Origin of the sequence: Microbacterium sp. zg.B48 (genome assembly GCF_024623505.1) — a bacterium.
GTDB lineage: Bacteria > Actinomycetota > Actinomycetes > Actinomycetales > Microbacteriaceae > Microbacterium.
This window is the reverse complement of record NZ_JANJFE010000010.1, coordinates 1-24,608: the sequence shown is the minus strand read 5'-3', so window position 1 is coordinate 24,608 and position 24,608 is coordinate 1. Positions and strand designations below refer to the sequence as shown.

The following is a 24,608-nucleotide window of genomic DNA, read 5'->3' as shown; positions in this document are numbered from 1 at the left end:
GCGCAAGGGGTTGGCCGCGAGGCAACTCTGATGCTCTTTGGGCCCGCTCGCAGGTATGCCCGACCAGCGCCCCTGAAACGTACCCACGTCAGCGCGGCTCTGTGATCGGCACAGCATCCGCGGGTCGCGCCTCGGCACCGCTCGCCCAGTACGCCCGTTCCCTCCCCCGCACACGCAGCATTCGCACGACCGTCACCGGCCCGTTGACCGCGAACCTTGGGTGCGTTCCACGGGCACTGCAGCACGAGCAGGTTGATCCATCCCGCCGCACCGCAGCGACCCACTGCGCGAGTGCGGCGGCGATCACAATGTAGACGACCGCGAGAAGCATCGGGGGGTACGCCCCACTTGAGTCCGCGGCGAGTGTGCGTAGCGCGGATCAGGATGTTGGTCGGCATGCTCCGCTGGTGCCGTAGTGGTGTGCGGGGGGCGCCTGTCCCTTCGTCCGCCCCTCGTAGATGGCCGACACAGGGACGCGGAGATACGCCGCGAGTTCGTTGACATTGAGGAGTCGCTCCGACCCCCAGAGTTCGAGCGTGAGGCTGTCCACTGCGTCCATACCGAAGAGGTGCGCACCCAGACACCCACCACTCGGAGGCAACCGAAGCGAAGTCCATCCAGTCGAGGGCCTCCGCCGCGACACGGCGCGGGATAGGTCAAAGTGATGGCATTGCGATGACGTGGTCACATCTCGCAAACTAAGAAGTCCCGGGAACCCTTAGGTTCCCGGGACCATCCAGTCGGGATGACAGGATTTGAACCTGCGACCCCCTGACCCCCAGTCAGGTGCGCTACCAAGCTGCGCCACATCCCGATGCCCGCACGCGGACAACTCCCCTATCCTACCCGCTCCCCGCGAGCGCCGCGAACGACCCGGCAGCCGAGCAGCCGGCATCCCGAACCTGCCCTTCCCCGTGTCGGTCCCGGTCGCTACCGTCGGATGATGGCTGAGATCGTCATCTCCCCCGCGACCCCCGACCGCTTCGACGATGCCGAGTATGCCCTGTCCGGGGGCGGCGACGGCCGCGCCTGTCAGTGTCAGTGGTGGATGATCACGAGCGCGCAGTTCGACAATACGACCCAGAGCGAGCGGCGGGAGCTGCTCCGCGAAGAACTCCACCGGGACGCCGCTCCGCCCGCGCTGATCGCCTATGTCGATGACGAGGCTGCGGGCTGGGTTCGGGTCGGACCGCGGGCCGCGCAGATCCGTCTGCTGCGGACACGGGCGATCGCGGCGAATACCGACGTGCCGCTGGATGACCTCGGCGTCTGGGCGATCAGCTGCTTCGTCGTTCGACGCGAGTATCGCGGTCGGGGCCTGACCGGCAAGCTGCTCTCGGCCGCGATCGACTTCGCCCGCAGTCAGGGTGCCCGATCGATCGAGGCGTACCCCCTCGACACGACCGCGGCCACGCACCGCCCCAACGAGCTGTACCACGGCATCCTGTCGGGGTTCCAGCGGGCAGGCTTCCGCGAGGTCGCGCGCCCGAAGCCCGACCGGACCATCGTGTCGCTCGACCTGAGCGGCTGACCGCGACCGCCGGTGCCGACTGGTCAGCGCGTTCGCGCTCGCTCGGTCGGACGCGTCTCTTTGATCGCCGCGACCTCCAACAGCACGACGATGCCGCTCAGCAGCAACGCGGACACCGCGTACTCCCCCACCGGCAGAAGGCCGCTCGCGGCGATCAGGGAAGCCGCGACGACGATCGCGGCGGACGCGCCGCCCGCCAGCGTCGGTCGCAGGAGGATCGCCCAGGCGCTGACCACGAACAGCGCGATGGGAAGCGTGAGTGCAAGTCCGGCGGTGGCATGGGCGATCTCGGTGTGGCCGGTGATCTCATCGATCTCGACCTCCACGCCTGAGGAGACCGCGCCCGCCGCCGCGAAGATCAGGTAGTGCAGATACCCGAATGCGAAGCCGGCGCGCAGGCTGCGCAGCCGCCCGTGCTGCTCTCGGGCGAAGTACAACCACCACATCCCGGCGGTGACGACGACCCCGGATGCCGCAAGCGCGAGCAGCTGCGGGATGCGCTCGCCACCGGCGAGCGCATCGATCATGGCGTTGGCCGAGGCCAGCAGGCTCTCTCCGAGCAGCAGCAGGGTGAACAGCCCGAAACGCTCGGCGATGTGGACCGGATGCCAGCTGGTCCGCCGGTGGGATTCCGCCCACACCGGCACGAGGAACTCGGCCGCGACGAGCACGAAGAAGGACCAGAGCTGAGCGACCTCATCGAGCAGGTAGATGCGTCCGATCCAGAGCACCTGAACGATCGTGATCCCCACGGCGAACCGCAGCGCTGTGGGTCGGGATTCGGGATCGGATGCCGCGGCGCGCAGCCACTGCCCCACCATGGCCAGTCGCATCAGCACGTAGCCCCACGTGACGGTCAGGTAGTCCAATTCGACCATTGCGGTGTGCACCCCGGCCGCGAGCACGAGCACCCCGGCCATCTGCACGATCGTCATGACGCGGTAGAGCCAGTCGTCCGTGTCGAACGCCGACGCGAACCAGGTGAAGTTCATCCACGCCCACCAGATCGCGAAGAACACCATCAGGTAGGCCAGCACGCCCTGACCGACATGGCCGTCGCGGATGAGGTGGTGCAGGTTCTGCGACGCCTGTGAGACCGCCACGACGAACACCAGGTCGAACAGCAGCTCGAGCGGGGTGGCCACGCGACCCGGCTGGCCAGGATCACGCCCCGTCATGCGCCGAAGGCCGATCCTGCTGAGCGCGTCGGTCATGCGACGATTATGGGGCCCGCCCGCTCGATGAGGAGAACAATGAACCGGCTCTGGATCGGATTCGTACCGTTCGGCCTGGTGTCCGCCGTCCATGTCGGCGCGCTCGCCGCCGGCGTCCCGGCGCTGGCCGGTCCGACGAAGCTCCTGCTGATGCCGCTGCTGGCGGCGGCGGTGCTCTGGGGAGGCCGCGGGTCGCGCTGGGGTCTGCCCTACACGCTGCTCTTCGCGGCGATCGCCTTCTCGTGGCTCGGCGACGGCGCAGGAACCTTCTTCGCCGCCGCGCCGACCGTGCCGATGATGCTCCTCTTCTTCGGCGTCGCGCACCTCTGCTACATCTGGCTGTTCTGGCGGCTGATTCCGGTGCGCCGTGTACCGGCATGGGCTGCGGTGTACGGCCTGTGGTGGATCGCGCTTCTCGCGGTGCTCTGGCCGCACCTCGGAGGCCTTCTCATCCCCGTCGCCGTCTACGGGCTCGTGCTGGGCGGAACCGCGGTCGCGGCATCCCGCTGTCATCCGCTGGTGACCTGGGGCGGCGCCTTCTTCCTCGCCTCCGACACCGTTCTGGCGTTCCGTCTGTTCCTTCCGGACGCGACCCCCGACTGGGCCAGCCCGGTGGTCATGCTCACCTACTGCGCTGGACAGGGGCTCATCGCCGGCGGCGTCGTGGTCGCCGACCGGCTCGTCGGCACCGCGGCACGCCGCGAACGTGCGGGGACGGCCGGATGACCGGGACCGCGCGCGTGGACGCATGGCTCTGGGCCGTGCGGGTCTACAAGACCCGCTCCGCGGCGACGGCGGCGTGCCGTGCGGGACACGTGCGCGTCAACGGCGAGCGGGTCAAGGCCGCGCAGCCGGTGCGCGAGGGCGACGAGCTGCGGGTGCGGATCTCGGGATTCGATCGGATGCTGGTGGTGAAGCTTCCGATCTCCAAACGCGTCGGTGCGGTTCTCGCCGCGGAGGCCGTGGAGGACAGGACTCCCCCGCCCCCGCCGATCGAGGAACGCGCTCTGGTGCCGCTGCGAGACCGCGGTGCGGGGCGTCCGACCAAACGCGAACGCCGCGACATCGACCGCCTGCGCGGTCGGGATGCCGACCCGGACGTTGACGGCGGCGACCGATAGCGTCACGCCGCATGTCCGCGCGGGTGTGCTTGCTACGAAAGCCGCTCGAGCAGCCAGCGCGTGCCGCGCACCGCGGCACCGGCATCCGTCACCCGGCGCGCCAGTTCCCGATCACTCGTCACCACGAACACGGTGCGTCCGGTGGTCAGGAGTCGCGCGGTTTCGAGAACGATGGCATCGTCACCGGATGCCTCGGCACGAACCACCTGGATGCCGCCCGCGCCGTCGCCCGCCGCGCGCGCCTGCCCTTCGACCACGACCACCCACTCCGGGAACCAGGTGTGCTCCGGCAGGTCCAGGTCCGCGGCGGGGACGCCCGTCGCGGCGAGGGTTCCGACCCGGGCGATCAAGCGGCGGGCGGCGGCCGGGCGGTCGTGCCACCACCCGTCCGGGACGGAGCCGACCACGTTCGCGGCGTCCACCACCACCGCGGGGCGGACATCCAGCAGTGGTCGCAGGTGCGCCCACGACAGCGCGAAGGCCGGATGCAGCGGCTTCTCCTGGACAGCGTCCGGCGCGATCCACGCCAGTTCGCGACTCTCCGGGTCGCTGATCGTCGGCTCGAACGGGGCGGTGACGTCCCCGACCAGTGTCGTGTACGTCCAGTAGCCCAGATCCAGAACACTGAGCAGCCGCGGGCGAATCGCGAACTCCGGTACGCCGGCCTCTTCGGCGGCCTCGCGCAGCGCAGCGTCGGTCGCCGATTCGCCCTCGTGTCGCGCTCCACCGGGCAGCGCCCAGGTGTCGCCGTAATGGGACCACGACACCCGATGCTGCAGCAGCACTCCACGGTCAGGGTCCAGGGCGAGCAGTCCCGCCGCGCCGAAGAGCCCCCAATACTTCTCGCCGGTCGGTGCGACGACCCAGGCATCGCCGGGGTCCCGTGGTCCGGACGGGCGGCGCGGTGCACCGGGTGCGGGGGGCTCGATGGTCACGTCTCCACCCTGTCACACACGCGTGCCACAGCCTGTCGATCGGACCGCATCCTGGACCGGTCGGACTCGTCGGCGCGGGCCAGAATACGGGAATGGAACACGACGAGTACGAGCTGGACGACGAACCCGTGCGCATCTCCCGCGATGCGGTCTGGGCGTGGCTGTCCGCTCAGGCGTACTGGGGCCGCTGGCGCACCCGCGCCGACGTGGACGCCCAGATCGAGAATGCGTGGCGGGTCGTCGGCGCCTACCGCGCCGGCACCGACGAACTGGTCGGCTTCGCCCGAGCCGCCTCGGACGGCGTGGGATTCGCATACCTCGCGGACGTGTACGTCCTGGACGCGCACCGCGGCCACGGTCTGGGCAAGCGACTCGTCCGCACCATGATCGACGAGGGTCCGGGAGCCGAGTTCCGCTGGTCGCTGTTCACCGCGGATGCCCACGGTCTGTACGAGCAGTTCGGCTTCGCGGCACCGGACGCGACGGCGATGGTACGACCGCCGAAGAACCCGCCGATCGGCTAGCGGGCCCGCTTCTCGCGCACCCGCATGTTGATCACGATCGGTGTTCCCTCGAATCCCCAGATCTCGCGCAAGCGGCGCTGGATGAACCGGCGGTAGCCCGGGTCGAGGAATCCGGTCGTGAACAGCACGAACGTCGGCGGACGCGTCGAGGCCTGGGTGCCGAACAGGATGCGCGGCTGCTTGCCGCCGCGCAGCGGGTGCGGGTGCTCGGCGACCAGTTCGGACAGGAACGCGTTGAACTTGCCGGTCGGGATGCGGGTGTCCCAGGAGTTCAGCGATGTCTCCAGGGCCGGTACCAGTCGCTCCAGGTGGCGGCCCGTGCGGGCGGAGATGTTCACTCGCGGAGCCCAGGCCACGTGGGCCAGATCCTGCTCGATCTCGCGCTCGAGGTGCCGACGCCGCTCGATGTTCTCGAGGTCTTCGTCGTTGAGACGGTCCCACTTGTTGAACGCGAGCACCAGAGCCCGGCCGGACTCCAGGACCAGATCGATGATGCGGACATCCTGCTCGCTGACCGGCTCGCTGACGTCGATCACGACGACGGCGACTTCGGCCTTCTCCAGCGCCGCGGAGGTCCGCAGCGACGCATAGAAGTCCGCGCCCTGCTGCAGGTGCACGCGGCGGCGGATTCCGGCGGTGTCAACGAAGCGCCACAGCTTGCCACCCAGTTCGACGATCTCATCGACGGGGTCGCGCGTGGTTCCGGCGAGTTCGTTGACCACCACGCGCTCTTCGCCGGCCGCCTTGTTCAGGAGCGAGGACTTGCCGACGTTGGGGCGCCCGAGGATCGCGACGCGGCGCGGGCCGCCGATCTCCTGCTTGGCGACCGCGGACACCTCGGGGAGGACCTTCATGACCTCATCCAGCAGGTCCGCTACGCCCCGTCCGTGGATGGCCGAGACCGGGTACGGCTGGCCGAGCCCGAGGCTCCAGAGCGGAGCGGCCTCCGGCTCGTGGCGAGCGTCGTCGATCTTGTTGGCGACCAGGAACACCGGCTTGCCGCTCTTGCGCAGCAGCTTGACGACGTGCTCGTCCGTCGAGGTCGCACCGACCATGGCGTCCACGACGAACAGGACGACGTCGCAGAGCTCGATCGCTACCTCAGCCTGTGCGGCCACGGAGAGGTCGATGCCTCGCGCGTCCGGCTCCCAGCCGCCCGTGTCGACGAGGGAGAACCGGCGATCCATCCACTCCGCCTTGTACGTGACACGGTCCCGGGTCACCCCGGGGGTGTCCTCCACGACGGCCTCGCGGCGACCGAGGATGCGGTTCACCAGCGCGGACTTGCCGACGTTCGGCCGACCCACGATGGCGACCACCGGCAGGGCCGGGAAGTACTGGATGCCGTCGTCGCCGAGGGCGACGCCCTCGAGGAGCGCGGCGTCCTCGTCGTCGAGCTCGTAGTCGGAGAGGCTCGCACGCAGTGTCGCGGCGCGTGCCTCGGCAAGGTCCTCATCGAGGTCGGCGAGGGCTTCGGCGATCTTGTCGTCGCCACCTTCGTATTCGTCGTCAGCGCCCATCGTGCGCTCCCGTCTGTGTGGGTACGACCTTCAGGATGACGTCGAGGACGGCATCCACGGTCTGTTCGAAATCGAGATCGGATGAGTCGACCACCTCGACGCCGGGGGCGGCGGTGAGGAAATCGACGACAGTGGAATCGGACGCGTCACGGCGGTGCAGCGCTTCGGCGACCGCGGCGGAATCGTGCCCGCTCAGCTCCGCGCTGCGCCGCCCGGCGCGGACGGCGGGCGCCGCGGTGAGCAGGATCCGCACGGGCGCGTCAGGGGCGACCACGGTGGTGATGTCCCTGCCCTCCACGACCACGCCGGGCAGCCCGGATCCGGCGATGAGGTCGCGGAAGAGCGCATTGACCGTCTGTCGCACGGCCGGCACACGCGCGACGCCGCTGACGGCGTCGGTGACCCGCGGCTCGCGGATCGCGTCGGTGACATCGGTCGCGCCGACGCGGACCCAGTAGTGGTCGGGATCCAATGAGATGGCGAAGGCGAAGTCGCCGGTCACATCCAGCACGGATGCCGCGACGGAGGTGTCTGCGCCATGGGCCAGCGCGTGCCAGGCGAGGGCGCGGTAGGCCGCCCCGGTGTCGAGGTAGCCGTAGCCCAGTCGTCGGGCGACCTGCTTGGACACGCTCGACTTCCCGCTGCCGGCGGGGCCGTCGATCGCGATGACCGTCACATCGTGGCTAGTCATTGGTGGTGCTCGCGATCTTCCAGCCGCGGGCTTGGAGCCCGTCGACGGCGTGACGGAGTGCGGTCGGGACGACGCTGATCTCGGCGAGTCCGAACTGCGCTCCTGGCGAGTGCTCGAGACGCAGGTCTTCGACGTTGACCTGGAGTTCGCCGAGTTCACCGAACAGCCTGCCGAGCTGGCCGGGGGTGTCATCCACCATCACCACGACCTGCTCGAATCGCCGGTTCTGCCCGTGCTTTCCGGGGAGTCGTTCGACCCCGTCGTTGCCCCGTCGGATGGTGTCGGCGACCGCGCGGCGGGAACCCGGCGCCTCCGGGTCGCGCAGCGCCGCCGCGACCGAGCTCAGATCTGCGGCGAGCGCGTCCAGCACGTCCACGACGGGCGCGGCGTTGGCGCCGAGGATCTGCACCCACAGTTCCGGGGCGGATGCGGCGATCCGCGTCGTGTCGCGGACACCCTGACCGGCCAGTCGCAGCGAGCCCTCCGGCGCGTCCACGAAACGACCGGCGAGCAGGCTCGCCACCAGCTGCGGGACATGCGACACGAGCGCGACGGCGCGATCATGATCCTCGGGGGTCATCTCCACCGGCGTGGCGCCCAGTTCCAGGGCCAGGCCCTCGACGAGGGCGAGGTCCTCGGCGGAGGTCTCCTCGTCGCGGCAGACGACCCAGGGTCGGCCGACGAAGATGTCCGCGCGCGCCGAGATCGCGCCGCCGCGCTCGCGCCCCGCGAGGGGGTGCGAGCCGATGTAGTGGGCGAGGTCGATGCCGCGTTCCTGAAGGGTCCGGAGCGGGTCGAGCTTCACACTGGCCACGTCCGTGACGACGGCGTTCGGATGCTCCGCGAGTTCGCGTTCGATGACGTCAGCGGTGACGTCGGGGGGCACCGCCACGACGATGAGGGAGGGTTCGTCGTCCGCCCGGGGCCGGCGGCCCGCGCCGTAATCGACCGCCAGACGCAGCTGAGAGGGCGACGCGTCATCCAGAGCGACATCCACCCCGCGGGCGGTGAGCGCGTGGCCGATGCTCGAGCCCAGCAGCCCGGCGCCGACGATGCGCACGGTACCGCGGACGCGCGCAGCCAACGGACTGGCGGCACGCGTAGGCGTGCTCGTCGATTCGCTCACTCGGTCTCCTGGTGATCCTTCTGCGCGGCGCCGATGCTCGGTGCCGCTCCTGGCGCGGTGCCGCTGTCCCGGCGTCGTGCCGCTAGTCGGAGTCGCTCTCGCTGCTCGCGGGCGGCGGCTCTTCGGCCGCGCCACGCGCAAGTGTCAACAGGGCGCCCCGCTCAACCTTAGTCAACTCGCGCGCGCGACCCACTGGGAGGGTTCCCAGGTGCAACGGCCCGAACTGCCGCCGCACCAATTCGATGACCGGATGCCCGACGGCCGCCATCATCCGCCGCACGATGCGGTTGCGGCCGGAGTGGAGGGTCAGCTCGATCAGTGACTCGCCGCCTCTGCCCCCGGAAGAGCTGCTCGGCGACGCCGACAGCAGTCGCGCCCGGTCCGCGGCGATCGTCCCGTCCTCGAGCTCCAGCCCGCGCGTCAGCGTCGCGATCGTTTGGGCGCTCACCTTTCCCTCCACCTTCGCGACGTACACCTTGGTCACGCCGAAGGAGGGGTGCGCGAGGACATGGGCCAGCTCGCCGTCGTTCGTGAGGACGAGCAGTCCGCTGGTGTCGGCATCCAGCCGTCCGACGTTGTACAGCCGCTCAGGCCAGTCCTGGACGAATTCGCGCAGGTCGGGCCGACCGCGTTCGTCGCGCATCGAGCTGACCACGCCGCGGGGCTTGTTGAGGACGACGTAGCGCTTGGTCTCATCGAACTGGATGGCCGTCCCGTCCACGTCGACGAGGTCGACCTCGGGATCGATGCGCGAGCCGAGCTCGGTGACGACGACGCCGTTCACGCGCACACGGCCTTCGACGATGAGGTTCTCTGCCACGCGCCGCGAGGCCACACCGGCGTTGGCGAGCGCCTTCTGCAGGCGCACACCGTCCGTGGAGCGGCCCTCGGCTCCCTGCTCGGATGCCGACTCGAGGTCATCGTTCATGCGCGGATCATCTCCTCGAACCCGTCAGCGCCGTCATCCAGCAGCGGCGAGATGTGCGGCAGCTCGTCCAGCGAGTTGATCCCGAGGTTCACCAGCAGTGCATCGGTGGTGCCGTAGTGGATCGCGCCGGTCTCCGCGTCGGTGAACTGCTCGGTGATCAGCCCGCGGGCGAGCAGCGTGCGCACGACGGAATCCACGTTCACCGCTCGGATCGATGCGACCTGACCGCGTGTGACGGGCTGCTTGTAGGCGATCACGGCAAGGGTTTCCAACGCGGCTTGAGACAGCCGGGACGGCGCCTGCGTGTTGACGAACTCGGTGACCAGATCGTCGTGCTCGGCACGCACGTACAGCCGCCAGCCGCCGCCGACCTCGCGCAGCTCGAATCCACGGCGGGGTCCGCCGGTGAGCCCGTCGTAGTCCTCGACCAGCCCCTCGATCGCCTGTCGTACCGCGGGTACCGGCGCGCCGACGGCCGTCGCGAGGCTCACGAGGCTCTGCGGCTCCTCGACGACCAGCAGAATCGCCTCGAGTCTCCGGGCGACATCTGCCGGTGACGCCATCTTCGCCTCCCCGGCGGTATCGGGGTCATTGGTCATAGTCGGCTCCTAGGCTCGCAAGGTTCTCATCGGACCACCGTTCGGCGATCCAGCGCAGGGTCAGCTCTCCGAGCGGCTCGAGCTGCTCGAAGGACAGGGCTCCGTGGCGGTACAGCTCCAGCACGGAGAGGAAACGGGCCACGACGACGCCCGGCTGTGTGGCGCCGGCGACCAGCTCGCGGAAGCTGAGGGTGCCGGCATCCCGGAGCAGGGTCACCACGATCGCCGCCTGCTCGCGGATGCTCACCAGGGGGGCGTGCAGATGGTCGAGCCCGACGTGGGGGATCTCCTTCGGCGTCATCGCGAGAATGGCCAGCGCGGCGAAGTCGTCCGGTGTCAGCGTCCAGACCAGCTCGGGCACCGCCTGGCGGAACTTCTCGTCCAGGCGGACGGCGCGGGTGTGGCGGCGGTCCTCCGCCTGAAGGCGACCGGCGAACCACCCGGAGATCTCTTTGAACGCGCGGTACTGCAGCAGTCGTGCGAACAGCAGGTCACGAGCCTCGAGGAGCGCGACGGCTTCGGCGTCCACCAGCTCGCCTTGCGGGAGCAGGCCGGCCACCTTCATGTCCAGCAGCGTCGCGGCGACCACCAGGAACTCGGATGCCTGTTCCATCTCCTCGTCCGGGTCCAGGCCGCGCAGGTACGAGATGAACTCGTCGGTCACCCGGCTCAGCGAGACCTCGGTGATGTCCAGCTCGTGCTTGGTGATCAGTGTCAGGAGAAGATCGAACGGTCCGTCGAAGACTCCGAGCGAGACGCGGAACCCCTCGACGGGCTCGGTCGGTGCGCTTCCGTCGGCGGTGAGGGCTTCGTCAGGCGACGGCACCACGGGCGACCAGCTCTCGCGCCAGCCGCAGGTACGCCTGCGCGGCCGCGTGCTCGGGCGCGAATTCGGTGATCGGCACACCCGACACGGAGGCATCCGGGAATTTCACCGTGCGACCGATGACGGTCTCCAGCACGTCGTCTCCGAACGCCTCGACGACGCGTTCCAGCACCTCGCGAGAATGCAGCGTGCGCGGGTCGTACATCGTTGCCAGCACGCCGTCCAGTTCGATGGTCGGGTTGAGCCGGTCGCGCACCTTGTCGATCGTCTCGATCAGCAGGGCGACACCGCGCAGGGCGAAGAACTCGCACTCGAGCGGGATGACGACGCCGTGGCTCGCGGTCAGTGCGTTGACGGTGAGCAGTCCCAGCGAGGGCTGGCAGTCGATCAGGATCACGTCGTAGTCGGGCGTGACCTTGCGCAGCACGCGGGCGAGGATGGTCTCGCGGGCGACCTCGTTGACCAGATGCACTTCGGCGGCCGAGAGGTCGATGTTCGCGGGGAGGATGTCCAGCCCCTCGACCGCGGTGTGGATGATCACGTCGCGCGGGTCGCGTTTGGTGTCCAGAAGCAGATCGTAGATGGTCGGCACGTCGTGGGTCTGGATGCCGAGACCTGCCGACAGAGCACCCTGCGGATCGAAGTCCACGGCGAGCACCTTGCGCCCGTACTGGGCCAGTGCGGCGGCGAGATTGATCGTCGTCGTCGTCTTGCCCACGCCGCCCTTCTGGTTGCAGAGGGCGATGATCCGAGCAGGACCGTGGCTGGAGAGCTTCGGCGGGGTCGGGAAGCCGTGGTACGGGCGCCCCGTCGGACCCATCGTCGGTTCGTCCTGGTCCTTCTTCGGCCGCGGTGAGGTTTTCGCGTGTGCCGTCTTCTGCGGGGTCGTGCCCCTGGTCGCGCTGCCAGCCACCCGGTCTCCTGCCGTTACTTCTTGCTTGGTCGATTGTAGCGACCGCCTCGGCGCGTGCTCGGCGCCTCGCGGCGCGATGGTCGGGTCCGCTGCCTCAGCGCGCCCGCGGATGCGATGTCGCATAGACATCGCGGAGCGCGTCGACCGAGACGTGCGTGTAGATCTGGGTGGTGGCGACCGAGGCGTGGCCGAGCAGCTCCTGCACGACCCGCACGTCGGCGCCGCCCTGCAGCAGGTGCGTCGCGAACGAGTGCCGGAGCGTGTGCGGGGACACGTGCGCGGTCAGCTGCGCCCGCGCGGCCGCGTGCTGGATGACCAGCCAGGCGCTCTGGCGCGAAAGCGGTGCGCCGCGGGCGCCGAGGAACAGGCGTGGGGTGGCCCGTCCCCGCCGCGACAGTTCCGGCCGGGAACGCGTCAGATAGGCCTCGAGCGCCGCCCGCGCGTAGGAGCCGACCGGGACGATCCGCTCCTTGGACCCCTTGCCGCGAACTCGCACCACATCGCCGTGGGCCAGGTCGTCCACATCCAGCTGCACGACTTCGGAGACGCGGGCGCCGGTCGCGTAGAGCAGTTCGAGGAGTGCCCGGTCGCGTAGGCCGATCAGCTCGTCGCTTCCGGTCGCGGGCAGGACGTCGCCGGTCAGGCTTGCCTCCGGCCCCGAGGCATCCAGCAGCCGTTCGATCTGATCCACGGTGAGCGCCTTCGGCAGCCGCCGTGCGGCCTTCGGCGGCCGCAGCCGCCCAGTCGGGTCGTCGGTCTCGATGCCCTCTCGGGCGAGGAACCGGTGAAAGCCGCGGACCGAGGACTGCAGGCGGGCCAGGCTGGATGCCGCCGGCGGGGGTTCGGCCGAAGCCCGCTCCCCCGCGAACTTGGCCACCAGAGCGCCGGTCACCTCGTTCGAGTCCGCGACGCCCCGAGCCGTGAGCCATTCCACGTAGCCGGCGAGATCCCGCCGGTAGGCGGACACGGTGTGAGCAGACAGTCCGCGTTCGATCGCGACGTGCCGCAGATACGCATCCACCGCTCGTTCGAGCTGCACGTCACTCGCCCGCGGCTCCGCGGCCCCGTCGGATCGCCTCGGCAGCCGCGAGGACACCGACCGCCAGGATGCCGTTGCGCAGTCGCCCTTCGATCACGCCGGTCACGGCATCCGCCAGCGGCACCCATTCGACGCGGATGTCCGCCTCCTCCGCCTCGCGGGGGTGCGCTTCGCCCACCGGCGACAGGTGCCGCGCCAGGAAGACGTGCACCACCTCGTCATTGCCGCCGGGCGTGGTGTACACGCTCAGCAGCGGCTGCCACTCGGCGGCGGTCAGATCCGCTTCCTCGATGAGTTCGCGTTGAGCGGTCTGCAGCGGGGACTCGCCCGCGACGTCGAGGAGTCCGGCCGGGATCTCCCAGTCGCGGCGGCGGATGGGGTGGCGGTACTGCTGGATGAGCAGCACCCGTTCTTGCTCGTCGATCGCCACGATCGCCGACGCACCCGGGTGATCGACGTACTGACGCACCATCTCATCGTCGCCGTAGCGCACGGTATCGCTGCGCACGTCCCACACGGCGCCTTGGTAGACCAGCTGGCTGTCGATGATCTCAGCGTCGACGGGCTCGTCGCGCAGGCCGGCCCCTGTCGGAGCGACGTCAGTCATTCTCGACATCGAACAGTTCGCTGGCACGGTGGCGCTCGAGCGCCGCGCCGACGAGGCCGCGGAACAACGGGTGCGGGTCGGTGGGGCGGGAGCGCAGCTCGGGGTGCGCCTGGGTGGCGACGTAGTACGGGTGCACCTCGCGGGGCAGCTCGACGTATTCGACCAGGTTGCGGTCAGGCGAGAGTCCGGAGAAGAACAGACCCGCGCTGGAGAGCGTGTCCCGATAGGCGTTGTTGACCTCGTAGCGGTGCCGGTGGCGCTCATCCACGCGCGCGGCGCCGTAGACCTCGCGCGCGAGCGACCCCTCTGCCAGTTCCGCCGGGTACATGCCCAAGCGCATCGTGCCGCCGAGATCGCCGCCTGCGATGATGTCGACCTGCTCCGCCATGGTGGCGATGACCGGATTGGGGGTGTCCGGGTCGAATTCGCTGGAGGATGCGTCCTCGATCCCGGCGACATTGCGGGCGAACTCGATGACCATGCACTGAAGACCCAGACACAGGCCAAGGGTGGGAATGCCCTGCTCGCGCGCGAACTTCAGCGCCCCCAGCTTGCCTTCGATGCCTCGGATGCCGAACCCGCCCGGCACGATGATCCCATCGAGTTCGCCGAGAGCCTTGGCCGCGCCCTCCGGCGTCTCGCACAGATCGGACGGGATCCAGGTGATGGACACGTGCGTCTCGTGCGCGAAGCCGCCGGCCTTGAGCGCCTCGGTGACGGACAGATACGCATCCGGCAGGTCGATGTACTTTCCGACCAGCCCGATCGTGACCTCGTGCTTCGGGTTGTGGACGGCCTGCAGCACCCGCTCCCACCGCGACCAGTCGACCTCCGCCGCCTGGTCCAGACCCAGCGTGCGGACGATGTACTCGTCCAGGCGCTGGTCATGCAGCATCGTCGGGATGTCGTAGATGCTCGGCACGTCCACCGCGTTGACGACGGCGGCCTCGTCGACGTCGCACATGAGCGCGATCTTGCGCTTGTTCGACTCGGTGACGGGCCGGTCGCTGCGCAGCACCAGCGCGTCGGGCTGGATGCCGATCGAGCGGAGAGTCGCGACCGAGTGCTGGGTGGGCTTGGTCTTCTGCTCACCCGAGGCGCCCATGAAAGGCACCAGCGAGACATGCACGAAGAACACGTTGGCCCGACCGAGCTCGTGACGGATCTGACGAGCCGCCTCGATGAACGGCTGCGACTCGATGTCACCGACGGTGCCGCCGATCTCGGTGATGATCACGTCCGGCTTGGGCGTCTCGCCCGCCTGCAGGCGCATGCGGCGCTTGATCTCGTCGGTGATGTGCGGAATGACCTGCACGGTGTCTCCGAGGTAGCCCCCGCGGCGCTCACGCGCGATGACCTCGGAGTAGATCTGCCCGGTGGTGACGTTGGCCGCCTGGCTGAGGTTGATGTCCAGGAATCGCTCGTAGTGCCCGATGTCGAGGTCGGTCTCGGCACCGTCGTCGGTCACGAAGACCTCGCCGTGCTGGAACGGATTCATCGTCCCCGGGTCGACGTTCAGGTAGGGGTCGAGCTTCTGCATGACCACGCGCAGGCCGCGCGCGGTGAGCAGATTCCCCAAGCTGGCGGCGGTGAGCCCCTTGCCCAACGAGGAAACGACACCGCCGGTCACGAAGATGTGCCTGGTGGTGCCGTTTGAAGAAAGTGAGCCGTTGAAAGTATCCGCCGTATGAGTGTCCGCCACGGGCTTTTATCCTATCAGTCAGCGCCGGCGCGAAGGACGCCGCCGGGGTGCGGGAGCCGGGACAGGCGGGCGGGCGCGTGGCCGGCGGGTGGCCATGAGCACCCCGAACGACATGATCGCGCTCACCAGCAGGCATGCCACGAGCAGCACGAAGATCGGTTCGTCGCCGCCCAGGTCCTCCGTCGCCCAGAACAGGGTGAGCACCTGCGCGGCGCTCAGCCACGGTGGCAGCCATCGGACGACGTCTCGCCAGAGACCACCCTCGACGCGCCGGGGCGCGCGGAACGCGAGGACGAGTCCGATGATCGCCGCCGCCACGGCGATCATCGCGAACGTCACCGGGATGATCACCACGGTCGCATCGGCCAGCACGTGCAGCATCCATTCGGCGCGGTTCGCGTCGGCGAACGTGCCGTCGGGGAACAGCATCCGAGCACCCAGGTACGACGAGTCCGACCACCATCCGTCATCGTCCGGCTGCAGTTCCGCTCGATACACCACGGTGTCTGCGGCCGACTCCGGCGCACCGAATTCCCGGACCGCGACGCCCTCGTCCCACGGCGCATGGTCCAGCCATCCGCTGGCACCGGTCATCGCCTCCGCGAATCGGGCCGGCATCCGCAGAGTCAGGTCGATCCGCTCGACGTCGTCCTCGACGCCGCTCCAGCCGTACTTCCACCCGGGGTTCAGCGCCGTCCACCGCAGCTGGTCGTGCCAGCCGCCGTCGAGGTACGCGGCGCCGATGACGTCGTCCATCTCATACCGGATGATCACCTCGTGCTCACCGGGCCATTCGTCGGGGATCCGGGTCTGCAGCAGCGCCATGCCCTGCACGCGGCCCTGGTCGAACGGCACCGCGGCGCCGTCGATCGTGACCGACGTGATCGTCAGACGCGTGTCGTGACCATCGACCTTGTCCTGCCACTGGCGCAGGACCTGCGGCACGTCGCGGTAGTTCGAGCCGACGACCACCTGCAGACGTTCCGAGACCTCCATCCGGACCCGCTCGCCCTCGGGGATCAGCGTGGCATCCGTCTCGTAGACGTTCACGAACATGCCGTAGTCGCCCGCGAAGTCGCCGCTGTAGACGGCGTCGTCGTCTGGGCGTGCGCTGCTGGCGGGCACCCAGGCGTTCAGAGCGAGCGCTGCGGCGACGGAGAGGATCGCTGCCGCTCGCACCACCAGTCGCGGCCCGGTGATGAACTCCGGGTCATCGCGGACCTGCCGGGCGATGCCCTCTTCGGCAAGCAGCCGGTGCAGGAGCCGGCGGGCACGGCGGGGCGGTGAGAACAGCACCGTATACGGCAGGAGCGGGTCGCGCAGCGAGGTGCGTTCGCCGCTCGCGGTCTGGTCCAGGTACAGCTCCAGACCGAGCAGGTGTTCCCGGGCCAGCGCACCCCGATGTGTCAACGGCAGGGCGGTCAGTGCGAGCACCGCGATGGCCGCAGCCAGAACGGTGGTCAGGCACACGATCGCCACCGGCCACCAGTACACGCTCAGCGCGAATTGGTAGGACAGCTGCCGCACGAGTCCCCACTGCAGGACGGTGAGGGCGACGGCGGCGCTGAGAAAGCTGTCTCGGACGAAGCCGCGGGGAACGCGGCGCAGACCGCGGGTGAACTGCTCCCGCCATGCGGGTGCGGTGAGGTATTTCGTCCAGGCCGAGGGCACGTTCCCCAGCCGGCCGGCACGCGATGTCTCCCGTACCAGCGCGCGGCGGGCCGCCGGATCACCGGGGTTGCCCTGGAAGCGCTCGACCGCCGCTGCCAACGGCGCGACCAGGACCGCACGCGAGATGCGGGCCGCCAGGGCGGCGGAGACGTCCTTCTGCGGGCTGTACTGGGCGACGAACCATGCCCGCCCCCGGGCATCGCCCCATGCGACGGCGCGGGCGGCGAGGCTGAACAGGACGGCGACCGAGAGCATGACCAGGGGAACGAACGGTCCGATCACCTGCAGCCAGTACAGCGCCGATTCCGGCGGCATCAGGAAGGTGCCCGGCGCGAAGCGGAACGTGAACCAGAACTGGGCGTGCGGCGGCATGCGCTGGTCGTTCTCGAGCGTGTACGTGACAGCGTCGGGGGTCTGGCTGTCCGGGGTCAGGGTTGCGGAGTCGCTCAGAATCGACCACGCGATGCCCCCGCTCGGCTGCCGGGAGAAGTCATCGACCAGGTCGGGTGCCAGCGTCACCGTCAAGGCGCTGTGCCCGACGGCGTGCGGCCACGCCGGCCCGAACACGTTCCAGTCCAGCACCTCCTCCTGCAGCTGCGTGGAATCGTCCACGGCCGGGTACGCGACATCGAACAGCGTGTAGCGCAGCTCGACGTCGTGGTCGCCGGTGAGCGTCTGGCCGGTGTCCATCCCGACCGTGGCGGACGTGGCGCCCCGCGTGACGGTCACGGGGATCTCGGCCCCGCCCCACCGCGCGCCGGTGATCTGCAGTGCCAGGTCATGACCTTGGAACTGGCTCGCGATCACGCGTTCCACGCCGGACTCTGCGACGTCGTCGGGGAAGTGCGCCTCGATGCGCTCGACCACCTCCATGCGCATCCGGCCGTGGTCGTCGCGCAGGAGCGTGTACTCGGCGGCGAACGATCGTGCGATCCAGGTATCGGTGGCGGTGGAGGCCGACGAGGTGATGTCCTCGAGGGAGAGCGGCTTGTTCAGCACAGGGCCGAGCAGCAGGAAGGCGCCGGTCGCGGCGACAACGGCCCAGAAGGCGATGGTCACCGTGCGGATGCGCACGGATCCGTGCGAGCGGACCCAGCCCTCCAGCCGCACCAGCAGAGCGGACAGCGCGGCGTACAGCGGGGTCGGTCGAGGGTTCTCGATGGGAACCGCCTCGGGCGGCGGGATGGCGGCCGAGTCCAGCTCGTCCGCTTCGAGTGTTCCTTCGGGTGCTGCGGCGGGGTCGGTCTGCTTCTTCTTCCGGCGCCGGATCATGCGGCCTTGGACCCGAGCATGAGCAGCTCCCGGGCGTGGCTGAGGGCGGCAGCCGAGTCGGGCATACCGGAGAGCAGCCGTGCCATCTCGGCTTCGCGGTCAGCCCCGTCGAGCCTGCGCACGTCGGATGCGGTGACCGACCCGTCGTTGGCTTTGACGACCGACAGGTGGTTGTTGGCGAACGCGGCGACTTGGGCGAGGTGTGTGACGGCGATGACCTGCGACGATCGGGCCAGCCGTGCGAGGCGGCGGCCCACCTCGATGGCGGCGGCGCCGCCGATCCCGGCATCCACCTCGTCGAAGACGAACGTGGGCACGGGATCGACGGATGCGATCACGACTTCGATCGCCAGCATGACGCGACTGAGTTCGCCACCCGAGGCGCTCTTGGCCACCGGACGCGGGTCGGCGCCGATGTGGGGGGCGAGCAGTATGGCGACGTCGTCGCGACCGGTCGCCGATTCGGCGCCGGGCGTGACCGCGACGACGACGTGCGCATCCGGCATCGCGAGCGCGTGCAGCTCCTCGGTGACCGCGTCGCCGAGGCGGGCGGCGGCTTCGCTGCGGGCGGCGGTGAGTGCGGCGGCTCGCTCGTCCAGGGCGGATGCCGCGGCATCCCGTTCGCTGGTCAGGCGTTCGATCCGCGCGCCGTCGTCGTCGAGTTCGGCGAGGCGGGCGGAGCCGGTCTGAAGCAGCTCGATCGCCGCGTCCAGCGATCCGTGGGCGCGGATCAGCCCTCCGAGCACCGCTCGTCGGTCCTCGACGGCGGCCAGCTCGTGGGGTCCGGTCTCATCGAGGTCGGCCAGGTAGCCGGCGATGGATTGGGCCAGGTCTGCGGAGCGATAGCCCAGGTCGGCCACCTGGGCGGCGAGGTCGTCCAGCGCGGGATCGTGACCTCGCTCGAGGGCGCGCCGCGCCTCGGCCAGCAGCATTCCGACATCGGGTGCGTCCAGCTCACCGGACAGCAGCTCGTGAGCCGTGGCCGCCGCGGAACGGAGCTCCTCGGCGTTCGCGAGCCGCTCGGCGCGCAGCGAGAGTTCGGCGTCTTCGCCCGGCTGCGGCTCCACCCGCTCGATCTCGGCGAGCGCGACGCGAAGTTCCTCGGCCTCGCGCATGCGGGCGTCGCGGTCGTCGGTGAGCATCGTCAGCTCGCGGCCCAGTTCGCGGACACGCTCGTACGCAACGCGGTACTGCTGCAGCGCGCTGTCCACGGGTGCGCCGCCAAAACGGTCGAGCGCCTCCCGCTGGGCTGCGGCGGTGCGCAGGCGCAGCTGGTCGGATTGCCCGTGCACGACGACGAGATGATCGGCGAGGTCGGCCAGCACCGTGGCCGGAGCGGCACGACCGCCGACCGTCGCCCGGCTGCGGCCTTCGCTGGAGAGCGATCGTCCGACCAGGAGCTCGGCCAGGCCGCTGCCGATCGATTCGACATCGCCGCCGGCCTCACGGACACGATCGACGACAGGTCCCCGCTCCGGCACGATCCAGGTGCCGTCCACCGACGCCTGCGGCGCGCCGGCCCGCACCGCTCCGGAGTCCGCGCGCTGACCGAGCAGCAGCCCGAGCCCGGTGACGACCATCGTCTTGCCCGCGCCGGTCTCGCCGGTGATCGCCGTGAACCCTGACCCGATGGGCAGCGTGGCCTCGGCGATGACGCCGAGATCGCGGAGGCGCATCTCCTCGATCACGGAGCCTGGCCGTTCACGCCGTGGGAGGGTGCCGGTCCGCGCCATCCTTCGACGGGGAGGCGGAACTTGCGGACGAGCCGGTCGGTGAACGCCGCCGGGTGCAGTCGGGCGAGGCGAACCGGGCGCTCCGAGCGCCGCACGACCACGCGCGCGCCCGGGGGCAGATCGTGGGAGCGCCGACCGTCGCACCACAGCACGCCCGTTCCGTTCGTGCGCTCGAGCACTTCGATCGCAACGGCGTGCTCGGGTCCGACGACCAGCGGTTTGGCGAACAGCGCATGCGCGGACAGCGGGACGACCGCGATGGCCTGGACCGTCGGCCAGATCACCGGTCCCCCCGCGGAGAAGTTGTACGCGGTGGACCCCGTCGGCGTGGACACCACCACTCCGTCGCATCCGAACGAGGACAGCGGCCTGCCGTCGATCTCGATGACGACTTCGAGCATCCGTTCCCGGCTGGCCTTCTCGACGGTGGCTTCGTTCAGCGCCCATGTGTCGAAGATCACTTCGTCCGAAGCATCCTTCACGCGCACCTGCAGGGCGAGACGCTCCTCGACCGCGTAGTCGCGATCGATGGCGCGGCGCACCGCGTAGTCCATGTCGTCACGCTCGATCTCGGCCAGGAAGCCGACGTGCCCCATATTGATGCCGAGCACCGGCGCGGTGCCCTCGCGGACCAGTTCGGCCGCGCGCAGAATCGACCCGTCCCCGCCCAGCACGATCGCCAGCTCGATGTCCTGCACGGGCACATCGACCTCCAGCGTCGCCACGTCGCCGAGCAGCGCCAGGGAGTCGCCCAGCTCCTCGCGGTCGTCGATCGACAGGACGGGTCGGGCGCCGGCCTCGCGAAGCGCAGAGACCACCCGCGCGGCCGCCGCGACCGTGTCGTCGCGGCGCGCGTGCACCACGACCAGGATGCTGCGTTCTGCCTCGTTCATGGACTTCCCGTCAGTCGGTTCACGGTGCTCAACCATTCTGTCGGATTCGCCCCCCGGCCCGTGCCGTCAGGTACTGCTCGGAAGTGCGCGATGTACTCGGCGTTGCCGTGCGTGCCGACGATCGGCGAGGCGATCACACCGCACGTGCCGAGACCCGCGTCCCACGCCGACCAGAGCACGCCCGCCACCGCGTCGGCTCGGGACGCGGCATCCGTCACGAGGCCGCCCTTGACCGCGGTCCTGCCCACCTCGAACTGCGGCTTGATCAGCAGCACGAGATCTGCATCCGGCGCCGCGACGGCCTTCGCCGCAGGCAGAACGTGCGTGAGGGAGATGAAGGACAGATCACCGGTCACGATCTGCGGGCGCTCGCGGATGCCGCTCTGTTGCGCGAGGTCCTCGGCAGTCATGTAGCGGACGTTGAATCCCTCGATCACGATCACGCCCGGATCGGCACGCACGGATGCTGCGAGCTGACCGTGACCGACATCGACGGCGATCACGGGGTCGGCGCCTCGTTCACGAAGCACCTGAGTGAACCCGCCGGTCGATGCGCCCATGTCCAGCGCGAGACGCCCCGCCACCGGCAGAGCGAACGCGTCGAGCGCCGCGATCAGTTTGTGCGCCGCCCGGCTGACGTAGTGGTCGGTGGCCGCGACTTCGATGAGCGCATCGTCGTCGACCTGCGTGGACGCCTTGACCACCGTTCGTCCGTCCACGCTGACGAGTCCGTCCGCGATGAGGGTGGCCGCGTGGGTGCGCGAGCGGGCCAGACCTCGCGCCGGCAGAGCAGCGTCCAGGCGCGTGCTCATGACTGCGCGGTGATGCCCGCCGGGCCGGACTCGAGGCGGCGCGCGATCGCGTCGTGCAGACCCTCGTATGCGGCCGCGCGAGACGCCAGAGGTTGCGCCTCGATCACCTCAAGCGTCGAGAGCAGGTCATCCTGCTCCTCGTCCTGCGGTGCGGTCTGTTCCATGCCCTCAGGATATGTCCCGGAGCGGGAGATCCCGCGAAGGTCAGGGACGACGGAACGGATCCGCGTACAGCCGCTCCGGCACTCGGAACCCGTAGATGGCCCGACCGGTGTCCCAGATCGCCTTCGCTCCGGCGCGGAGCAGATCAACGGGATCGTCACCCTCCGCGAGGATGCGCACATCGGCGCCGTCCACCCGCACCTTGGCGCCGCGGACCGTGACGACGCCGTCGCTGACCACGGCGTGAGGGTAGGGCACGTGCAGCTCCCTCAGATCACGGAGGATGTAGGTCGGCTGCGACCCGGCCGGTGCTGCCAGCACGTGCTTGGGCCGGTCTATCCCGGTCAGCACGAGCGCGGAGGGGATGCCGGCACGGTTTGCTCCGAGGATGTCCGTGTCCAGCCGGTCTCCGAGGAAGAGCGGATGCTGTGCGGCGAAGCGCGCCACCGCCTCGTCGAAGATCGGCACTTCGGGTTTGCCCGCGACAGTGGCCAGTCGGCCGACGGCGGTGTGGACGGCCGACACCAGGGTGCCGTTTCCCGGGGCGATCCCCCGTGCTTGCGGGATCGTCCAGTCCGTGTTCGTCGCGATCCAGGGGATGCCGCCCTCCTCTTCAGGAAGAGCAAGTGCGTAGGACGCTTCAGCGAGCTGCGTCCAGCCCACTTCGGGGGCGAACCCCTGAATGACCGCGGCGGGGTCGTCGGCGGAGCTGCGGGTGACCACGAAGCCGGCCTTCTGAAGTTCGTCGACCAGCCCGTCGCCGCCGACGACGAGCACGGTGGAACCGGCTGCCACCCGGTCGGTGAGCAGCCGCACCGCGGCCTGTGGGCTGGTCACCACGTCGGTGGGCGCTGTGGCCAGGCCCAAGGCGCTGAGGTGGGCTGCGACGGAGACGTCGGTGCGGGACGCGTTGTTCGTGATGTAGCCGATGCGGCGTCCGGGACGACTGAGATTCAGGCTCTCGACCGCATGAGGCAGTGCGCCGTCGCCCGCATAGACGACGCCGTCCAGATCTGCCAGGACGACGTCGACACCGTCAAGCGGTGTGCGCTCCGGCGACCGGCGGGCGAACAGCGCCATCAGTCCTGGCTCTCGGAGTCGGCTGCCTCCTCGTCCGGGGACGCGGCATTCCGAGCGTCCGGGACGGGAAGCTCCTCGTCGACGGGCTCGTCCTCAACAGAGGGTTCCTCGGCGGGGAGTTCACCCTCGGCGAGATCCTCGACCGAGAGGTCCCCCTCGACGGGCTCGTCCTCGACGAGCTGGCCCTGCGTGGTGCCCTCATCCTCGGCGAAGCGGGGGTCCTCGAGCACCTCTTCGACATACAGCACCTCGAGGTCGTCGGATCCGTCAGCCGCGTCAAGCGCCGCCTGCGCCACGTCGGCCCGTCGGTGCCATTCGCGCGCTTCGTCGTCTCGGCCGAGATCTTCCAAAACCGTCGCGCGTGCGGAGAACAGCGCAGGGCTCCACTCGAACGCGCGATCCGGGTCCAGCTCGGGAATGTCCAGCTCCTGGAGTGCGCGCTCGGTCTCGCCGAGGTCCAGGCGGGCGCCGGACATCGCAATCGCGAGCTCGACCCGGACGGACTGGGCGAGGGAAGCCCGGTCGACAGCGCGACCGACCTCGAGCGCACGATCGGGTCGCCCGACACCGCGCTCGCTGTCGACCATCAGCGCGATCTGATCGTCACTGCCCGAGATGCGACGGTACGTGCGCAGCTCGCGCAGCGCGAGGGCGTAGTCGCCGATCGCGTAGGCAGTGATCGCCGCCGTCTCCCGGACCACTCCGATACGTCCCGCGCGGCGCGTGGCGGCGATTGCGTGCTGATGCGCCAGCTGCGGATCAGCGTCGATCACCTCGGCTGCCATCGCCAGGTGTCGGGCGACGGCGTCAGCATTCTCTTTGCTCAGTGTCTTCAGCTGGTTGCGCGCGGCCGCGTTCAGATCGGTCGCCACGACCTCGTCCGGAACGACGGGCTCCTCGAATGAGGAACGGACCGCACGGAGTTCTTCGGGACGGGACTGACGATCGTCTCGTCGCTCGTCGCGCCCGGTGCCGGCGCGGGGCGGTCGGCTACTGCCGTCGCGCGGGGTGAACGACCTGCGTTCACCGTCGCGGGGCGGGTACGACTTGCGCTCGCTGTCGCGCGGCGGGTACGAGGGTCGCTCGCCGTCGCGCTTGACGTACGGCTTCCGCTCGCCATCACGCGGCGGGTACGACTTGCGCTCGCCGTCGCGGGGCGGGTAGGAGGGTCGGTCGCCGTCGCGCTTGACGTACGGCTTCCGCTCACCATCACGCGGCGGGTAGGACTTGCGCTCACCCTCACGGGCGGCGTAAGGCTTCTTCTCGCCGTCGCGCTTCGGATACGCGGGTCGGTCGCCGTCACGCTTGACGTACGGCTTCCGCTCACCATCACGCGGTGGGTAGGACTTGCGCTCACCCTCACGGGCGGCGTAAGGCTTCTTCTCGCCGTCGCGCTTCGGATACGCGGGTCGATCGGCGTCGCGCTTGACGTACGGCTTCTTGTCGCCGGCGCGCGGAGCGCGCTCGGCGCGGCCACTCGATTCGTGGCGCGAGCCGTCTGGGGTGCTGCGCCGGCGCTGCGGAGGTTCGCCCTCGCGTGAGCGTCGGGTCGGATCGTCGTCTGCCATGTCCTTGATCCTCCCGGGTCGGTGCGTTAACGAGAAATGGCCACCCAGCGATGGGTGGCCATTTCACGAAAGAAGTCCGGCGGTGTCCTACTCTCCCACAGGGTCCCCCCTGCAGTACCATCGGCGCTGTGAGGCTTAGCT

At 69.7% G+C, this 24,608-nt stretch carries 23 protein-coding genes and 1 tRNA gene; 4 read left to right on the top strand and 20 right to left on the bottom strand.

The features are described 5' to 3' along the window. Positions 1-740 precede the first annotated feature (740 nt). Positions 741-814 (bottom strand) — tRNA-Pro (locus NQ152_RS07355). A 129-nt stretch (positions 815-943) separates the two neighbouring features. Between NQ152_RS07355 and NQ152_RS07350 the strand changes: the two genes are divergently transcribed. Next, complete coding sequence (locus NQ152_RS07350) at positions 944-1,531, top strand: GNAT family N-acetyltransferase (RefSeq protein ID WP_257501706.1); 588 nt, start codon at positions 944-946, stop codon at positions 1,529-1,531. Between the two features lie 23 nt (positions 1,532-1,554). On the opposite strand, the gene NQ152_RS07345 is transcribed toward NQ152_RS07350, so the two are convergent. Beyond that, complete coding sequence (locus NQ152_RS07345; protein ID WP_257523527.1) at positions 1,555-2,745, bottom strand: low temperature requirement protein A; 1,191 nt, start codon at positions 2,743-2,745, stop codon at positions 1,555-1,557. A gap of 39 nt (positions 2,746-2,784) precedes the next feature. Between NQ152_RS07345 and NQ152_RS07340 the strand changes: the two genes are divergently transcribed. Further along, a complete protein-coding gene (locus NQ152_RS07340; RefSeq protein WP_257523526.1) occupies positions 2,785-3,471 on the top strand; it encodes a lysoplasmalogenase in 687 nt (228 codons plus the stop codon). After that, the gene (locus tag NQ152_RS07335) at positions 3,468-3,866 is read left to right on the top strand and encodes an RNA-binding S4 domain-containing protein (protein WP_257523525.1); all 399 of its coding nucleotides are present in this window, start codon (positions 3,468-3,470) and stop codon (positions 3,864-3,866) included. The genes NQ152_RS07340 and NQ152_RS07335 overlap by 4 nt, the downstream gene beginning before the upstream one ends. Before the next feature lie 32 nt (positions 3,867-3,898). On the opposite strand, the gene NQ152_RS07330 is transcribed toward NQ152_RS07335, so the two are convergent. Further along, a complete protein-coding gene (locus NQ152_RS07330; RefSeq protein ID WP_257501702.1) occupies positions 3,899-4,801 on the bottom strand; it encodes an NUDIX domain-containing protein in 903 nt (300 codons plus the stop codon). A 92-nt stretch (positions 4,802-4,893) separates the two neighbouring features. Between NQ152_RS07330 and NQ152_RS07325 the strand changes: the two genes are divergently transcribed. After that, entirely contained in the window at positions 4,894-5,325 is a 432-nt protein-coding gene (locus NQ152_RS07325; RefSeq protein ID WP_257523524.1) for a GNAT family N-acetyltransferase, read from the top strand. Here the strand turns inward: NQ152_RS07325 and der are convergent. The 17 genes from der to NQ152_RS07240 form a co-directional block, all read right to left on the bottom strand. Further along, complete coding sequence (gene der / locus NQ152_RS07320; protein ID WP_257501700.1) at positions 5,322-6,845, bottom strand: ribosome biogenesis GTPase Der; 1,524 nt, start codon at positions 6,843-6,845, stop codon at positions 5,322-5,324. The two genes, NQ152_RS07325 and der, sit on opposite strands and share 4 nt — an antisense overlap. Beyond that, positions 6,835-7,536: a (d)CMP kinase gene (cmk, locus tag NQ152_RS07315; RefSeq protein ID WP_257523523.1), complete on the bottom strand. Its 702-nt coding sequence runs from the start codon at positions 7,534-7,536 to the stop codon at positions 6,835-6,837. The genes der and cmk overlap by 11 nt, the downstream gene beginning before the upstream one ends. Next, positions 7,529-8,662 carry a prephenate dehydrogenase gene (locus NQ152_RS07310; RefSeq protein WP_257523522.1) on the bottom strand — a complete coding sequence of 378 codons (1,134 nt, stop codon included), beginning with the start codon at positions 8,660-8,662 and terminating at the stop codon, positions 7,529-7,531. The genes cmk and NQ152_RS07310 overlap by 8 nt, the downstream gene beginning before the upstream one ends. Before the next feature lie 82 nt (positions 8,663-8,744). Further along, entirely contained in the window at positions 8,745-9,590 is an 846-nt protein-coding gene (locus tag NQ152_RS07305) for a pseudouridine synthase (RefSeq protein ID WP_257523521.1), read from the bottom strand. Next, positions 9,587-10,189, bottom strand: a complete 603-nt coding sequence (gene scpB / locus NQ152_RS07300) for an SMC-Scp complex subunit ScpB (RefSeq protein ID WP_257501696.1) — start codon at positions 10,187-10,189, stop codon at positions 9,587-9,589. Before scpB ends, NQ152_RS07305 begins: the two co-directional genes overlap by 4 nt. Further along, positions 10,179-11,018, bottom strand: a complete 840-nt coding sequence (locus NQ152_RS07295) for a ScpA family protein (RefSeq protein ID WP_374113574.1) — start codon at positions 11,016-11,018, stop codon at positions 10,179-10,181. The genes scpB and NQ152_RS07295 overlap by 11 nt, the downstream gene beginning before the upstream one ends. Beyond that, on the bottom strand, positions 11,002-11,835 hold the full coding sequence (locus tag NQ152_RS07290; protein ID WP_257501925.1) for a ParA family protein: 834 nt from the start codon (positions 11,833-11,835) through the stop codon (positions 11,002-11,004). The genes NQ152_RS07295 and NQ152_RS07290 overlap by 17 nt, the downstream gene beginning before the upstream one ends. A 187-nt stretch (positions 11,836-12,022) precedes the next feature. After that, positions 12,023-12,967, bottom strand: a complete 945-nt coding sequence (gene xerD, locus NQ152_RS07285; protein WP_257523520.1) for a site-specific tyrosine recombinase XerD — start codon at positions 12,965-12,967, stop codon at positions 12,023-12,025. Between the two features lies 1 nt (position 12,968). Continuing rightward, the gene (locus NQ152_RS07280) at positions 12,969-13,574 is read right to left on the bottom strand and encodes an NUDIX hydrolase (protein ID WP_257501694.1); all 606 of its coding nucleotides are present in this window, start codon (positions 13,572-13,574) and stop codon (positions 12,969-12,971) included. After that, entirely contained in the window at positions 13,567-15,276 is a 1,710-nt protein-coding gene (locus tag NQ152_RS07275) for a CTP synthase (RefSeq protein ID WP_257501693.1), read from the bottom strand. Before NQ152_RS07275 ends, NQ152_RS07280 begins: the two co-directional genes overlap by 8 nt. An 18-nt stretch (positions 15,277-15,294) precedes the next feature. Beyond that, positions 15,295-18,219 (bottom strand): hypothetical protein, encoded by a 2,925-nt coding sequence (locus NQ152_RS07270; RefSeq protein ID WP_257523519.1) that lies wholly within the window; start codon positions 18,217-18,219, stop codon positions 15,295-15,297. Next, the gene (gene recN, locus NQ152_RS07265) at positions 18,216-19,907 is read right to left on the bottom strand and encodes a DNA repair protein RecN (protein WP_257523518.1); all 1,692 of its coding nucleotides are present in this window, start codon (positions 19,905-19,907) and stop codon (positions 18,216-18,218) included. The genes NQ152_RS07270 and recN overlap by 4 nt, the downstream gene beginning before the upstream one ends. Then, the gene (locus NQ152_RS07260; RefSeq protein WP_257501690.1) at positions 19,904-20,845 is read right to left on the bottom strand and encodes an NAD kinase; all 942 of its coding nucleotides are present in this window, start codon (positions 20,843-20,845) and stop codon (positions 19,904-19,906) included. Before NQ152_RS07260 ends, recN begins: the two co-directional genes overlap by 4 nt. Next, a complete protein-coding gene (locus NQ152_RS07255; RefSeq protein ID WP_257523517.1) occupies positions 20,842-21,657 on the bottom strand; it encodes a TlyA family RNA methyltransferase in 816 nt (271 codons plus the stop codon). The genes NQ152_RS07260 and NQ152_RS07255 overlap by 4 nt, the downstream gene beginning before the upstream one ends. Further along, entirely contained in the window at positions 21,654-21,821 is a 168-nt protein-coding gene (locus NQ152_RS07250; protein WP_257501688.1) for a hypothetical protein, read from the bottom strand. The genes NQ152_RS07255 and NQ152_RS07250 overlap by 4 nt, the downstream gene beginning before the upstream one ends. Positions 21,822-21,861: 40 nt before the next feature. After that, on the bottom strand, positions 21,862-22,899 hold the full coding sequence (locus NQ152_RS07245; protein WP_257523516.1) for an HAD-IIA family hydrolase: 1,038 nt from the start codon (positions 22,897-22,899) through the stop codon (positions 21,862-21,864). Continuing rightward, a complete protein-coding gene (locus tag NQ152_RS07240) occupies positions 22,899-24,467 on the bottom strand; it encodes a primosomal protein (protein ID WP_257523515.1) in 1,569 nt (522 codons plus the stop codon). The genes NQ152_RS07245 and NQ152_RS07240 overlap by 1 nt, the downstream gene beginning before the upstream one ends. Positions 24,468-24,608 lie beyond the last annotated feature (141 nt).